At 64.0% G+C, this 12470-nt stretch carries 14 protein-coding genes; 8 read left to right on the forward strand and 6 right to left on the reverse strand.

What is annotated here, in order from left to right:
* The first annotated feature begins 2 nt into the window (after positions 1-2).
* The 5 genes from ACZ41T_RS10140 to ACZ41T_RS10160 are packed head-to-tail and all read left to right on the forward strand — an operon-like array spanning position 3 to position 4543.
* A complete protein-coding gene (locus ACZ41T_RS10140) occupies positions 3-596 on the forward strand; it encodes a phosphoheptose isomerase (protein ID WP_464921276.1) in 594 nt (197 codons plus the stop codon).
* A complete protein-coding gene (locus tag ACZ41T_RS10145) occupies positions 593-1165 on the forward strand; it encodes a BON domain-containing protein (protein WP_464921277.1) in 573 nt (190 codons plus the stop codon). The genes ACZ41T_RS10140 and ACZ41T_RS10145 overlap by 4 nt, the downstream gene beginning before the upstream one ends.
* Before the next feature lie 27 nt (positions 1166-1192).
* Positions 1193-2686 carry a 4-hydroxy-3-polyprenylbenzoate decarboxylase gene (gene ubiD / locus ACZ41T_RS10150; RefSeq protein WP_464921278.1) on the forward strand — a complete coding sequence of 498 codons (1494 nt, stop codon included), beginning with the start codon at positions 1193-1195 and terminating at the stop codon, positions 2684-2686.
* Between the two features lie 2 nt (positions 2687-2688).
* The gene (locus tag ACZ41T_RS10155) at positions 2689-3951 is read left to right on the forward strand and encodes an EAL and HDOD domain-containing protein (protein ID WP_464921279.1); all 1263 of its coding nucleotides are present in this window, start codon (positions 2689-2691) and stop codon (positions 3949-3951) included.
* Positions 3952-3982: 31 nt separating this feature from the next.
* A complete protein-coding gene (locus ACZ41T_RS10160; RefSeq protein WP_464921280.1) occupies positions 3983-4543 on the forward strand; it encodes a bifunctional pyr operon transcriptional regulator/uracil phosphoribosyltransferase PyrR in 561 nt (186 codons plus the stop codon).
* Positions 4544-4549: 6 nt separating this feature from the next.
* Here ACZ41T_RS10160 and ACZ41T_RS10165 read toward each other — a convergent pair whose 3' ends face one another.
* The 5 genes from ACZ41T_RS10165 to ACZ41T_RS10185 all read right to left on the reverse strand — a co-directional run bounded on the left by ACZ41T_RS10165 (position 4550) and on the right by ACZ41T_RS10185 (position 10588).
* Positions 4550-4765, reverse strand: coding sequence for a hypothetical protein (locus tag ACZ41T_RS10165; protein WP_464921281.1), 216 nt, complete (start codon positions 4763-4765; stop codon positions 4550-4552).
* Entirely contained in the window at positions 4762-6264 is a 1503-nt protein-coding gene (gene dacB / locus ACZ41T_RS10170; protein ID WP_464921282.1) for a D-alanyl-D-alanine carboxypeptidase/D-alanyl-D-alanine endopeptidase, read from the reverse strand. Before dacB ends, ACZ41T_RS10165 begins: the two co-directional genes overlap by 4 nt.
* A 350-nt stretch (positions 6265-6614) precedes the next feature.
* Complete coding sequence (locus tag ACZ41T_RS10175; RefSeq protein WP_464921283.1) at positions 6615-8225, reverse strand: HDOD domain-containing protein; 1611 nt, start codon at positions 8223-8225, stop codon at positions 6615-6617.
* Positions 8226-8267: 42 nt separating this feature from the next.
* Positions 8268-9308 carry an NAD-dependent epimerase/dehydratase family protein gene (locus ACZ41T_RS10180; RefSeq protein ID WP_464921284.1) on the reverse strand — a complete coding sequence of 347 codons (1041 nt, stop codon included), beginning with the start codon at positions 9306-9308 and terminating at the stop codon, positions 8268-8270.
* On the reverse strand, positions 9308-10588 hold the full coding sequence (locus ACZ41T_RS10185) for a nucleotide sugar dehydrogenase (RefSeq protein ID WP_464921285.1): 1281 nt from the start codon (positions 10586-10588) through the stop codon (positions 9308-9310). The genes ACZ41T_RS10180 and ACZ41T_RS10185 overlap by 1 nt, the downstream gene beginning before the upstream one ends.
* A gap of 58 nt (positions 10589-10646) precedes the next feature.
* Here ACZ41T_RS10185 and ACZ41T_RS10190 point away from each other — a divergent pair, with 58 nt between their 5' ends.
* From ACZ41T_RS10190 to ACZ41T_RS10200, 3 genes are read left to right on the forward strand one after another with little or no spacing between them, the layout of a single operon-like run.
* The gene (locus ACZ41T_RS10190) at positions 10647-10895 is read left to right on the forward strand and encodes a hypothetical protein (RefSeq protein ID WP_464921286.1); all 249 of its coding nucleotides are present in this window, start codon (positions 10647-10649) and stop codon (positions 10893-10895) included.
* Complete coding sequence (locus ACZ41T_RS10195) at positions 10892-11137, forward strand: trypsin-like peptidase domain-containing protein (RefSeq protein WP_464921287.1); 246 nt, start codon at positions 10892-10894, stop codon at positions 11135-11137. The genes ACZ41T_RS10190 and ACZ41T_RS10195 overlap by 4 nt, the downstream gene beginning before the upstream one ends.
* A gap of 27 nt (positions 11138-11164) precedes the next feature.
* Entirely contained in the window at positions 11165-11383 is a 219-nt protein-coding gene (locus ACZ41T_RS10200; RefSeq protein WP_464921288.1) for a hypothetical protein, read from the forward strand.
* Between the two features lie 7 nt (positions 11384-11390).
* Here the strand turns inward: ACZ41T_RS10200 and ACZ41T_RS10205 are convergent, their stop codons facing one another.
* Positions 11391-12461, reverse strand: coding sequence for a phospholipase A (locus ACZ41T_RS10205; protein WP_464921289.1), 1071 nt, complete (start codon positions 12459-12461; stop codon positions 11391-11393).
* Between the last annotated feature and the right edge of the window lie 9 nt (positions 12462-12470).

Consider the following 12470-nt stretch of genomic DNA (forward strand, 5'->3'; position numbering starts at 1 on the left):
TCATGCCTCTACACGACAGAATTTTCGGTCATTTCCAGGCCTCGGCACAGATCAAGCTGGATGCTGCCGGGGCGCTTGTTCCGGCGATTGAGCAGGCCGTGCGTCACATGGTGCATTGCCTCGCGCAGGGCGGAAAAATCCTGGCCTGCGGCAACGGCGGTTCGGCAGCGGATGCGCAGCATTTCGCCGCCCACATGATCAACCGCTTCGAGCAGGAGCGCCCCGGCCTGGCGGCGATTGCCCTGACCGCCGACACAGCCACCCTGACCTCGATCGCCAACGACTTCGCCTACGATCAGGTATTTGCGCGCCAGGTGAAGGCGCTGGGGCAGCCGGGCGACCTGCTGTTGGCGATTTCCAGCAGCGGCAACTCGCCCAGCGTGCTGCAGGCGGTGGCCGCCGCCCACGCGCGCAGCATGCCGGTGATCGCCCTGACCGGGAATGGCGGCGGCGTGCTGGGGGAACAAATGCAGGAAGACGACGTCTTCCTCAGCGTGCCCGCCGAATCCGCGGCGCGCATTCATGAAGTCCATATGCTGGCCATCCATTGCTTGTGCGATGCGGTGGACAGCGTTTTACTGGGAGTTGAGGAATGAACAAACTGATTTATATCGCGCTGGCGGGTGTGGCGCTGTCGCAGTTGCATGGATGTGCCGCGGTCGCCGTAGGCGGCGCCGCCACGGGTACGGCGGCGGTGCTCGACCGCCGCACCACCGGCGTGTTCGTCGGCGACCAGGAAATCGAATTGCGTGCAATGAGCCGCCTGGGTGAAGCCATCCCGGAAAAAACCGGCAACATCTCCGTGACCAGCTACAACCGCCAGGTGCTGTTGACCGGCCAGGTGCCGGACGAAACCACCCGCTCGCGCGCCAGCGAGGTCGTCAAGGGTGTTCCCGAGGTGCGCACGGTGTTCAACGAACTCGGCATTTCGGGCGTCACCTCGTTCACCGCACGGGCCAACGACAGCGCCATCACCGGCAACGTCAAGACGCGCCTGCTGGGCGAAAAACGTGTGCCCGGTACCAAGGTCAAGGTGGTGACCGAGTCCGGCGTGGTCTACCTGATGGGGCTGCTGACGCCGACCGAAGCCAGGGTCGCCACCGACATTGCACGCACCACGTCGGGCGTGACCAAGGTCGTTACCCTGTTCGAAACCGTCGACTGACGCCGCAACCCGCCTGCCCCCCCTCCCATGATCTACCGCGACCTGCGCGATTTCATCGCGCAACTTGAAAAAATGGGCGAGCTCAAACGCATCGCCGTCGAAGTCGATCCCAAACTGGAAATGACCGAAATCGCCGACCGCGTGCTGCGCGTCGGCGGCCCGGCGCTGCTGTTCGAGAACCCGAAGGGCAGCACCATTCCGGTGCTGGCCAACCTGTTCGGCACGGTCAAGCGGGTGGCGCTGGGCATGGGCGAGGACGACCCGAGCCGGCTGCGCGAAGTCGGCAAGCTGCTGGCCTACCTGAAGGAGCCCGAGCCGCCGAAGGGCCTGCGCGACGCCTGGGACAAGTGGCCGGTTCTGAAGCAGGTTTTGAACATGGCGCCGAAGGAAGTACGGAGCGCGCCGTGCCAGGAGATTGTGTGGGAAGGCGCCGATGTGGACTTGAGCCGCCTGCCGATCCAGCACTGCTGGCCGGGCGACGTGGCGCCGCTGATCACCTGGGGGCTGACCGTTACGAAAGGTCCGCACAAGAAACGGCAGAACCTCGGCATCTATCGCCAGCAGGTGCTCGCACCGAACAAGCTCATCATGCGCTGGCTGGCGCACCGCGGCGGCGCGCTGGATTTTCGCGAGCACACGCTGGCGCATCCGGGCGAGCCGTTTCCCCTTGCGGTGGCGCTCGGCGCCGACCCGGCGACCATCCTCGGCGCGGTCACCCCGGTGCCGGATTCGCTTTCCGAATACCAGTTCGCCGGCTTGCTGCGCGGCGCCAAGACCGAAGTGGTGAAATGCCTCGGTAGCGAGCTGCAGGTGCCGGCCTCCGCCGAGATCGTGCTCGAAGGCGTGATCCTGCCTTGCGATCCCGCGCTGGAAGGCCGCCACGCTTATGAGATGGCCCTTGAAGGGCCATTTGGCGACCACACCGGCTACTACAACGAGCAGGAAACTTTTCCGGTGTTCACCGTCGAGCGCATCACGATGCGGCGCGACCCGATTTACCACAGCACCTACACCGGCAAGCCGCCGGACGAGCCGGCGATTCTTGGCGTGGCGCTGAACGAAGTGTTCGTGCCGCTCTTGCAGAAGCAGTTCCCCGAAATTTCCGACTTCTACCTGCCGCCCGAGGGCTGCTCCTACCGCATGGCGGTGGTCAGCATGAAGAAGGCCTACCCCGGTCACGCCAAGCGGGTGATGTTCGGCGCGTGGAGCTTCCTGCGCCAGTTCATGTACACCAAGTTCATCATCGTCACCGACGACGACGTGAACGTGCGCGACTGGAAGGAAGTCATGTGGGCGCTCACCACCCGCGTCGATCCGTCGCGCGACACGCTGCTGGTGGAGAACACGCCGATCGACTACCTCGACTTTGCCAGTCCGGTTTCCGGACTGGGCAGCAAGATGGGCATCGATGCCACCAACAAATGGCCGGGCGAAACCAGCCGCGAGTGGGGCACGCCGATCGTGATGGATGCAGCGGTGAAGGCGCGCGTCGACGCGCTGTGGAAAGACCTGGGTCTGTAAGCATGGCGGTCAACGATATTTTTCTGGGCCGCCAGCCTATTCTCGACCGCGACCAGCGCATCGTCGCGTATGAGCTGCTGTTTCGTACCGCCAACACATCCAGCGTGACCGTCAGCGACGACATGCAGGCAACCGCCAGCGTCATCCATCACGCGTTCAGCGAGATGGGCGTGCAGACCGTGCTCGGCACACAACTGGGATTCATCAACGTCAGCGCCGACATGCTGCTGTCGGACCTGGTGGAACTGCTGCCCAGGGAACAGGTGGTGCTGGAGCTGCTCGAAACCATCATCGTCACCGAGGCCGTGATCGAACGCTGCCGCACGCTCAAGCTGCTGGGCTTCGCGCTGGCGCTGGACGATTTTGTGTACGACGACAGTTACCTTCCGCTGCTGGCGCTGGTCGACATCGTCAAGGTGGATTTGTTGCTGCATACCCAGGATGAACTGCGGGCGGCGGTCAGCCAGCTGAAGCAATGGCCGGTGAAGCTGCTGGCCGAAAAGGTCGACAGCGCCGAGCAGGCCGCCTATTGCCAGACGCTCGGCTTCGACCTGTTCCAGGGTTATTACTTCGCGCGGCCCTCGGTGCTTTCCGCCAGGCGCGCCGACCCCGCCCAGGTGGCGCTCACCCAATTGCTGGGGCTGGTGCTGCGCGATGCCGACACGCAGCAGATCGAACAGATATTCAAACAGCACCCCAGCCTGACCTACAACCTGATGCGGCTGGTGAACTCGGTGGCCAGCGGCGTCCGGTACAGCATCGCCTCGGTCTCGCAGGCGATCATGGTGCTCGGCCGCAAACAGCTGCAACGCTGGCTGCAGTTGCTTTTGTTCACCCTGCAGGCCGGCGCGCCGTATCCCAGCCCGCTGCTGTTGCTGGCCGCCACGCGCGGCAGGATGATGGAACTGCTGGCCGGCAAACAGCGGTCCGGTGTCGAATGCCGTGACGCTGATTACTGTGGCGCCTATTACTGCGACGAGGCGTTCATGGCCGGGATTCTGTCGCTGATCGACGTCCTGATCGACAGGCCGCTGGCCGACATCGTCGGCGAGTTGGGCCTGGGCGAGCGCCTGGCCGCCGCCCTGCTGCGGCGCGAAGGCGAAATGGGCGCCTTGCTGCAACTGGTCGAAAGCGTCGAGCATCACGACCTCAGCCGCACGCTTTCGCTGCTGGCGCAATGCGGCGGCCTGTCGCTGCCGGATCTGACCATGGCAGAAATCGAGGCCATGTCCTGGGCCAACCAGGTCGCCGAGGCGACTGCATGATCACCCCCGAATCCGGCAGGCGGGCGCGGCCATGACAAACAAGCCCCAGGGCCGACGCACCTGTCTCTACACCCCCTCACAGCTCGACGCCATCGTCACCGACATGGCGCGCCAGGCGGCCGGCCTGCTGACCGGGCGCACGCAGGTTGCGATTGTCGGCATCCTGCGGCGCGGCGCGCCCCTGGCCGACCGGCTGCAGGCATGCCTGGCCGAGACCTATGGTCTCGTGGACTGCGTGCGGCTGGACCTGCAGATCAAGCGCTATGCCGACGACCTCACACTGCTCTATCCCGAAACCCGGCTGACCGAAAACCCCGTCCACGCCACGCTCGATCTCGCGGATCACACCGTGCTGGCGGTCGACGACGTGATGTATCGCGGGCATTCCATGCTGCGCGCGGTGGAATATCTGGCGTGCCGACAGCCGGCCGAGATCCGCACGGTGGTGCTGGTGGACCGCGGCGCGGCGAAACTGCCGGTGCGCACCGACATCGTCGGCGTCCGTCTCGATGTCGCCCCCACGGACGTCATCGAATGCAATGTTCCGCCCTACGAAGATAGCTTCAGGATCGATCTGTTGCAGCCCGAATAGCGCTGCCTATGTTTTATCGTCGTTCTCGCACCGGCGGCAGCCGAGGATGCTGAAGTAGCGCAGGTACAGCCACAGCGCGCCCGGCAGCAGCGCCAGCCGCAGCCATTCCGATAGCGTGCCCGGCCATTGCTGGGCCTGCCAGGCCTCCACCGCCACCGGCAGCGCCTGGAACAGCGCCAGCAGCACCAGAAACAGGCCCATCACGCGGCAGCCGGGGTTCATCGCGCACCCTCTTCCTCTTCGGCTATCCGGTTCTTGCCTCCCTGCGGGGTGCTCCGATCCACTACGGGCTGAAGCCCGTGTGGCATCGTATGCACCCACTCCAGCAGGGCGCGCTGCGCCGCCTCGCTGCGGCGCGCGTTGGCGTGGTTGACCAGCATGACGAAGCTGACGCGCTGGCCGTTCAAGGTGTACACATAGCCGGCCAGCGCGCTGACGCCGCGCAGGGAGCCGGTTTTGAGGTGCGCGCTGCCGCTGAATGCACTGCCGTTGAAGCGCCGCTTCAGGGTGCCGTCGCTGGCGGCAATCGGCAGTGCCGACTGGAATTCGGCGTGCAGTGGGCTGTTGTAGGCGGCCCGCAGCAATTGGTTCAGCGCATCCGCGCTGATGCGCTCGATGCGCGACAGCCCGGAGCCGTTTTCCAGCACCAGCTTGCGGGTCGGCACGCCACGCTGCGCCAGTATCTCGCGCACCGCCTGTGCGCCTTTTTCCAGCGTCGCCGGTGCGCCGTATCTTTCCGCGCCGAGCGTCAGGAACAGGTTGCGCGTCATCAGATTGTTGGAATGTTTGTTGAGGCGGATAAGCGCATCGGTCAGCGGCTTCGAGGCAAATTTCAGCAACGGCTCGGTGCCGGGCGCCATCCCCGGCAGCGTCGCGCCGGTCAGCGTGCCGCCCGACTCCGCCCACAGCCCGCGAAAAATGAAATCGAAGGTTGCGGCTGGCTCGAACAGGTTCAGCGCCCAGGCCTGCTCGCCGCAGCCGCGCGGATAGGGCCCACTCACCACCAGTTCAAGGCGTTCGGGGTCGGGGATGGCAGGGGTGAGCGCATCCTTCCAGCCGTTGCATTCCACGCCATCGGTCAGTACCAGGCGCGAGGTCAGCGTCACCCCCGGCAACGCGATGTCCGGCACGATCAGCACCTGTTCTCCGTCCGGCTTCAGGCGCAGCGTCGTCGCGTTGAAGTTGGCCACCAGCGGCCCCGGCGCGGCGTTGTACAGGGCCAGCGGCTCATCGTCGAAGGCGCCGGGGTCGATTGCCGGCAGCTCGAAATGGCTGAGATCGAGCACCAGATTGCCGTGGATGTGGCGCACCCCGCGGGCGCGCAGTTCGCGCTGCAACAGCCATATCCGTTCCAGTGTCAGGGTGGGATCGCCATGGCCCTTGATGACGAGGTCGCCGCTCAGTACGCCGTTCGCGATGACGCCGTCCGCCCAGACATCGGTCGACCACGCGTAGCCGGGGCCGAGCTGGTTCAGCGCCGCAAAGCTGGTCGCCAGCTTCATCACCGAGGCCGGATTCAGCGCCGCTTCGGCATTGTGGCTGAGCACGGGCGCCGCTGCGTCCAGTGGCTGCACCACCACCGCCACATGATCGAGCGGAATGCCGGCCTGTTTCAGTGCATCGATGAAGGCGGCGGGAAGCCCGTCGGCATGGACGGACGCGACAAGGCATGCAAGCAGCAGGCCGGTGAGAAGATGGCGGACGATTCGGAAAGGCATCATCGCGTCATTATGCCGAATTCCGCTGTGCGGGTTTCGCGCAGCGGCGCCCGATGATCCTAGAAATCGGAGTTGGACGCGCCCGAGGGTGCGTCTGATCGGGTGTCTGCCGCGAAGCAACGACGCCGCGGGCCGAGGCCCGCAAGGAGGCGCGAGAGCGGAGTCGTTGCCGCTTTAGCGGCTTTACGAATCCGGCCTACTCCTTGCGGGTACAAAGGCAGGCGCACAAGCAGGCGTGCCATCGGGCGTGTAGCGGACTCACCCACCGGGTGAACGGCATTGAAGGCACTCAATCTTGTATTCATGCGGCGTTTGCAAGGGTGATGAGCGGTCAACTGCGGTTTTTAGGATGATCACAAAGACTGCCTGATCGCCAGCACGGCCTGGTTGCGCAGCGACTTGAGCAGGGAAAGCTCTTTCTCGGGAATTGCGATGTCGCCGGGCTGCGGGCGGTCGGCGTAGATCAGGCCGATCGGCTTGCCTTTGACGATGATCGGGAACAGCACGAAGGTGCGCGCCGGAATATGCTGCCGGTACCACGCCGGAATCCGCGTCGCGATTTTCGGATCGTCGATGTCGGTGATGAGGATATCGGCGTTGTTCTGCAGTGCAACCAGGAACACATCCGGCTGCGCCGCCAGCGAGAAATCAAAGGCCCTGATCAGGCCCTGCACGCCATCGCCGAAACCGAATTTGCCGCACATCGTGTTGTGGCGGCCATCCTTGATGCATAGCACCACGTGCGCGAAACCCATGCCGCTGTACATAGCTTCGAGGATCATGCGCAAGATGTCGTTGACGGACATGCTGTCGTCGATCAGCGAGTTGCTGACGTCCTGCAGTCCGGCAGTGAGGACGGACTGGACCGCCGCGGTCGTGCGTTGCGAGGGGCCGCCGGGTTCCGCGTCGAAGATGGCCGCGTGCTCATGCAGCGCGGCCGCTTCCAGTATGGCCGGGGCATCGGAATCCGTTTCCGCCCATGCGTCCGCCGCAGGCGCCGTGCCCATGCCCGCCCATTTCGACGCCAGTTGCGCAAAGGTGCTTTGCTTCAGGTTCACATTCACCGCCATGGCGAACGGTGTGATATCCCGCATCGACCTTTCCAGCAGGCCGGCGATCTGCTCCACCGTCACCGGCACGCTGTCGCTGTAACGTACCGTGAGCGCGGTCAGTGCCTTGTCACGATCCGCATCCGGCGTGCCGAGAACGATGTCGCATAACTCGTTGGAAAACCCCGCCAGCGCATGCAGTCGTTCAGGATTGCTCGCACATTTTCTGATTTTCCCGGCCGGCAGTTGCTTCATGCTCAGCACCAGCTGGTCCGGGAATCCCCAGCTCCGGGCGATACCCATCCCCAGGTTCTCGTACGACAGCCCCAGTATCCGGGTCGACGCCCTGGCATCGCTCAGCCCTTCGGTCTCGATGAGATGCCCGATCGCTTCGGTTTCGGCGGGGAAATAAAACATGGTCAGCATGCGCCCCAGGTTGTGCAGCATGGCACTGATGAACGCCTCCTCCACATCCCTCAGCTGCGCCTTGCCCGCCATCCCGCGCGCCAGCATCCCGGCGTACAGCACCTTGACGAATTCTTCCTTCAAGTGCCGCGCGTGCACCTTGTTTTCCAGGTTTTCGAACAGGATCAGGCTCAGCGCGATCGACCGCACCGCATCGAAACCGAGAATCACCACCGCGCGCGAAATGGTGCTGATCGAGCCACCGCCGACCTGATTGTAGAACGCGACGTTGGCCAGCTTCAGCAGCTTGTTGGTCAGCGCGAAGTCCTTGAGGATGTTGTTGGAGAGCTCGTTGATCCCCTCGCGGTCGGAGGAGGCGATACGGTTGATGTCGCCGATGGCCTCGGACAGGGCGGGGAAATCGCTCTCGGTCCGCATGCGCCGCAGCAGGATTTTCAGCGCGCCCTGATTGGTCTCGGGCGTCAGATCGAGCGGGGTATGTTCGTTCAAAATCTGCCCTCGTCCAGCCGGTAATCGCTTCGATTCTTCAAGTCAGGCGGGCCGCTCGCCCAGATCCTGCACGTACCAGTCCATCGCTTCGGCCAGAGCTTCGCCGATGCGATGGGTGGGTTCGTATCCCAGCCGCGTGCGGGCCCTGGCAATGTCGGCCAGCGAATGGCGCACGTCGCCGGCGCGGAAGTCGCGGTAGACCGGCTTGACGCCGGCCAGATGGGGATACTTCGGCGCCAGCAGGGAACGGATGGCTTCGAACAGCTGGTTGAGCGTGGTGCGCTCGCCGACGGCAACGTTGTAGACCTGGTTGGCGGCGTCCGTGTGCGGGCTGGTGGCGGCGAGCAGGTTGGCCTGGATGACGTTGTCGATGTAGCAGAAGTCGCGGCTGGTTTCGCCGTCGCCGTTGATGTACACCGGCTCGTTGTGGATCATGCTGGCGACCCACTTCGGCACGACGGCGGCGTAGGCGCCGTTGGGATCCTGGCGGCGGCCGAAGATGTTGAAGTACCTGAGGCCGATGCTTTCCATGCCGTAGCAGCGGCCGAACACGTCGGCATATAGCTCATTTACCAGTTTGGTCACCGCATACGGCGACAGCGGCTTGCCGATGACGTTTTCGACCTTGGGCAGGCCGGGGTGGTCGCCGTAGGTGGAAGAGGATGCCGCGTAGACGAAGCGCTTGACCCTGGCGTCGCGCGCCGCCACCAGCATGTTGAGGAAGCCGGTGTTATTGGCGGCGTGGGTCGCCAGCGGGTCTTCCAGCGAGCGCGGCACCGAGCCGAGCGCGGCCTGGTGCAGCACGTAGTCGACGCCCTTGCAGGCGGCTTGGCAGTCGGCAAGCTCGCGGATGTCGCCGCGCTGGAAGCTGAAGTGTTTCCAGCGCGCGGGGCCGACGCTGGCCTGCACCTGCGCCAGGTTTTTTTCAAAGCCGGTGGCGAAGTTGTCGAGGCCGACGACGCGCTGGTCGAGCAGCAGCAGGGCTTCGACCAGGTTGCAGCCGATGAAGCCGGCGGCACCGGTGACGAGCCAGGTCTGGGGCGCGGCCTGAAGCTCTTTTTTCAGCGCGTCGAACGCGGCCATCACAGTCTCCAGAGCGTAAAGCCCGCCGCATTTACCACGGCCGGGTCATAGGCCGACTTGACGTCGGTGAAGGCGCCGCCTTGTTTCAGTTTGGCAGTGAGTTCACCGAAGGGCTTTTCCAGATACTCCGCGTGTGAAACAGCCGCCACGATGGCGTCGCACTCGGGCAGGTCGCCCCACGCGGTAAGGCTGATGCCGTATTCGTGCTCGGCTTCCTTCGATTCGCCCAACGGGTCGTTCACATGCACCTCGCAGCCGAAGGATTGCAGTTCGCGGATGACGTCGACCACCTTGGAGTTGCGTAGATCCGGGCAGTTTTCCTTGAAGGTGAGGCCGAGCACGTTGACCTTGGCGCCCTTCACCTGCACGCCGTTGGCGATCATATTCTTCACCGTCTCCTGCGCCACGAAGGCACCCATGCCGTCGTTGATGCGGCGGCCGGCGAGGATGACCTGTGGGTGGTAGCCCAGCATGTCGGCCTTGTGGGTGAGGTAGTAGGGATCGACGCCGATGCAGTGGCCACCGACCAGGCCCGGGCGGAAGGGCAGGAAGTTCCACTTGGTGCCGGCGGCCTTCAGCACTTCGAGCGTGTCGATGCCGAGACGGTGGAAGATCAGCGAGAGTTCGTTCATCAGCGCGATGTTGAGGTCACGCTGGGTGTTCTCGATCACCTTGGCGGCTTCGGCGACTTTAATTGAACTGGCGCGGTGCACGCCGGCGGTGATTACGCTGCCATACAGATCGGCCACCTTGTCCAGCGTGGTCGCATCGTCGCCCGACACCACCTTCACGATTTTCGTGATGGTGCGCTCCTTGTCGCCGGGGTTGACGCGCTCGGGCGAATAGCCGACGTGGAAGTCCTGCTTCCATTTCATGCCGGACTGTTTTTCCAGGATCGGGATGCATACCTCCTCGGTGGCACCGGGGTAGACTGTGGATTCGTAAATGACGGTTGCCCCCTTTTTCATGTGTCGGCCTACAGTGGTGGATGAACCCACCAGCGGCGAGAAATCGGGAATGTGCGCCGCGTCGACCGGGGTGGGCACGGCGACAATGATGAAGTCGGCTTTCGCCAGGTCGGCGGGGTCGGTAGTCACCGTCAACTGCGTTGCCGCCCTGAGGGCGTCCGCTGAAACCTCGCCGGTCGGGTCGCAAAATCGGCGGTATGTCTCGATTTTTTCAAGCGAAAGGTCATATCCGATGGTGGTCATTTTCTTGCCGAATTCCACTGCCAACGGCAGGCCCACGTAGCCCAGTCCGACAACCGCAACAACGCTCATACCTGGATTCCCTATGAATAGAAAGTCTTTGCTCAGGCCCGGATTGTATCGAATTTGCGTGACGCTTCCCGATCGTGCCCGCCGGCTGACCGGCCAACTGGCCAGCAAGCTGTGTACCCACTGGGCGCTGATCCTGCTCGTAGCGGCGCTGCCCGCCCACGCCGACGTCGCCGACACGCTGCAATCCGTGAAACCGGGCGTGGTCGGCGTCGGCGTCTTCAACCCCAGCGGCAGCCCGCACGCCAAACTGCTGGACAGTGAAAAAAAGAAATCCATGCCGTCTTCGTCGGGCGCGACCGCCGGATGACCGTGCGACGCGCCAAGCTGGTCGCCACCGATAAAGCACGCGACCTGGCGCTGCTGAAAATCGAGGGCGACCCGCTTCCCGCGCTGACGCTGGGCGACTCGAGCCGCGCGCGCGAAGGCTGGCAGCTGTATTTCACCGGCTATTCCATCGGCTCGGTGCTCGGGCTCAACCCGTCCACCCAGCGCGGCGGACTCGCCGCCATCATTCCCAGTTCACCCCGCTCCCCAGCGTCGTGCAGCTGACCGTGCGCACCCAGGCGAAAGATGCGTATGAGGGGTTCGAACTCGACGCCATCGCCTGCCCCGGCAACAGCGGCAGCCCGGCCGGCATGGTATCCCGACACCGGCGAAGTGCTGGGCGTGCTCAACTCGGTGTCTGTGAAAGGCGCCAAGGAAGCGGCGCTCTCCGCACCGAGCGGGATCAGCTACGCCATCCCGGTGAAGTACGTGCACCGGCTGCTGGAGCAGGCGCTGCCGGAGACAAAATAAACGTGGCCTACATGCCCTCGGTCAGGCTGACGCCGAGGCCGAACGACTGCTGGCTGTGGTTGTAGTCGATCAACGATTCGCCGTAGCCGTTGAAATACTGCACATAGCCCTTCAGCCGCCCGTACAAGGGGAAACTCCAGTTGAGCTTCACTGCGCCGCGGTTGTCCTCGGACTTGAAGTTGTTGCGCAGCAGCAGCGAGTAGGCGTTGCGGCCTTTGCGATACACCACCTGCAGGTCGCCATGGCCCAGGTAATCCTCGATGTCGGGGTTGTCGTCGTCATCGGCGTCCTCGGAGATGCGGTGCCAGGGCCGGATCAGCAGCGCCAGATTGTCGCGCTCGAACCCGAATTGCGCATAAACCCGGTTCCAGCTGCGCGACAGCCCTTCGCTGCGGCCATTCGACTGGTGCACCATTCCCAGATTGATGAAGCGGCCGCGAAAACCGGCAATTTCGTAATCCGTGCGGTACGTCAGAATCATTTCCGGCTCGTAGTTGGTCTCGCGAAACGCCGAGGAAGTGCTGTCGTTGTAGGCCTGCCAGAACGAGGTGATGGTGTAGCCGAACCACAGGTCGGCGTTGTCGTGACCGAACACGCCTTCCATGCCCTTGATCTTGAAGCTCAGCTGCAGCTCGGTCTCGAGTTTATCGAGCCCCTGGTCGGGCTGGATAAACGTGCCCTGGAAGGGGGTGTTGTTGGGCGAACTGCTGTATTTGATCGGCAGGAAAAAATTCGAGCGATGCGGCCTGAACAGGAAGGCGCCCTGCTTGGCTTCGTCGTCGAGCTCCCAGTGGCGCGACAGGGCCGACAGCAGCCCGGCGTCCGGCGGCTCGGCGTCCGCTACGGCAGGTGGCGGGGCCGGCGGTGAAGCGCTTTGAGAATCGGCCGGTGGGACCGGCGCGGCCTCGGGCTGCGCACGTCCGGACACGCTGTCGTAGCACGCGAGGCGATCGATATCCGCCGTAATTGAACTGCAGCCTTCCCATTCGGCGATCGAGGCGGCCTGCGCATGCCCCAGCAGGCCGACGCCCAACAGGGCCAGCAGAATGCGTCCGGGTGAGTCGTATTTGTTAGCCATTATTGTCTT

The sequence above is a fragment of the Thiobacillus thiophilus genome, from assembly GCF_055378705.1.

Coding starts and splice junctions, on each gene's coding strand:
- ubiD (WP_464921278.1), top strand. CDS start 1,193: ATGATCTACCGCGACCTGCGCGATTTCATCGCGCAACTTGAAAAAATG.
- ACZ41T_RS10140 (WP_464921276.1), top strand. CDS start 3: ATGCCTCTACACGACAGAATTTTCGGTCATTTCCAGGCCTCGGCACAG.
- ACZ41T_RS10205 (WP_464921289.1), bottom strand. CDS start 12,461: ATGGCTAACAAATACGACTCACCCGGACGCATTCTGCTGGCCCTGTTG.
- ACZ41T_RS10185 (WP_464921285.1), bottom strand. CDS start 10,588: ATGAGCGTTGTTGCGGTTGTCGGACTGGGCTACGTGGGCCTGCCGTTG.
- ACZ41T_RS10195 (WP_464921287.1), top strand. CDS start 10,892: ATGACCGTGCGACGCGCCAAGCTGGTCGCCACCGATAAAGCACGCGAC.
- dacB (WP_464921282.1), bottom strand. CDS start 6,264: ATGATGCCTTTCCGAATCGTCCGCCATCTTCTCACCGGCCTGCTGCTT.
- ACZ41T_RS10155 (WP_464921279.1), top strand. CDS start 2,689: ATGGCGGTCAACGATATTTTTCTGGGCCGCCAGCCTATTCTCGACCGC.
- ACZ41T_RS10160 (WP_464921280.1), top strand. CDS start 3,983: ATGACAAACAAGCCCCAGGGCCGACGCACCTGTCTCTACACCCCCTCA.
- ACZ41T_RS10180 (WP_464921284.1), bottom strand. CDS start 9,308: ATGGCCGCGTTCGACGCGCTGAAAAAAGAGCTTCAGGCCGCGCCCCAG.
- ACZ41T_RS10200 (WP_464921288.1), top strand. CDS start 11,165: ATGAGGGGTTCGAACTCGACGCCATCGCCTGCCCCGGCAACAGCGGCA.
- ACZ41T_RS10145 (WP_464921277.1), top strand. CDS start 593: ATGAACAAACTGATTTATATCGCGCTGGCGGGTGTGGCGCTGTCGCAG.
- ACZ41T_RS10165 (WP_464921281.1), bottom strand. CDS start 4,765: ATGAACCCCGGCTGCCGCGTGATGGGCCTGTTTCTGGTGCTGCTGGCG.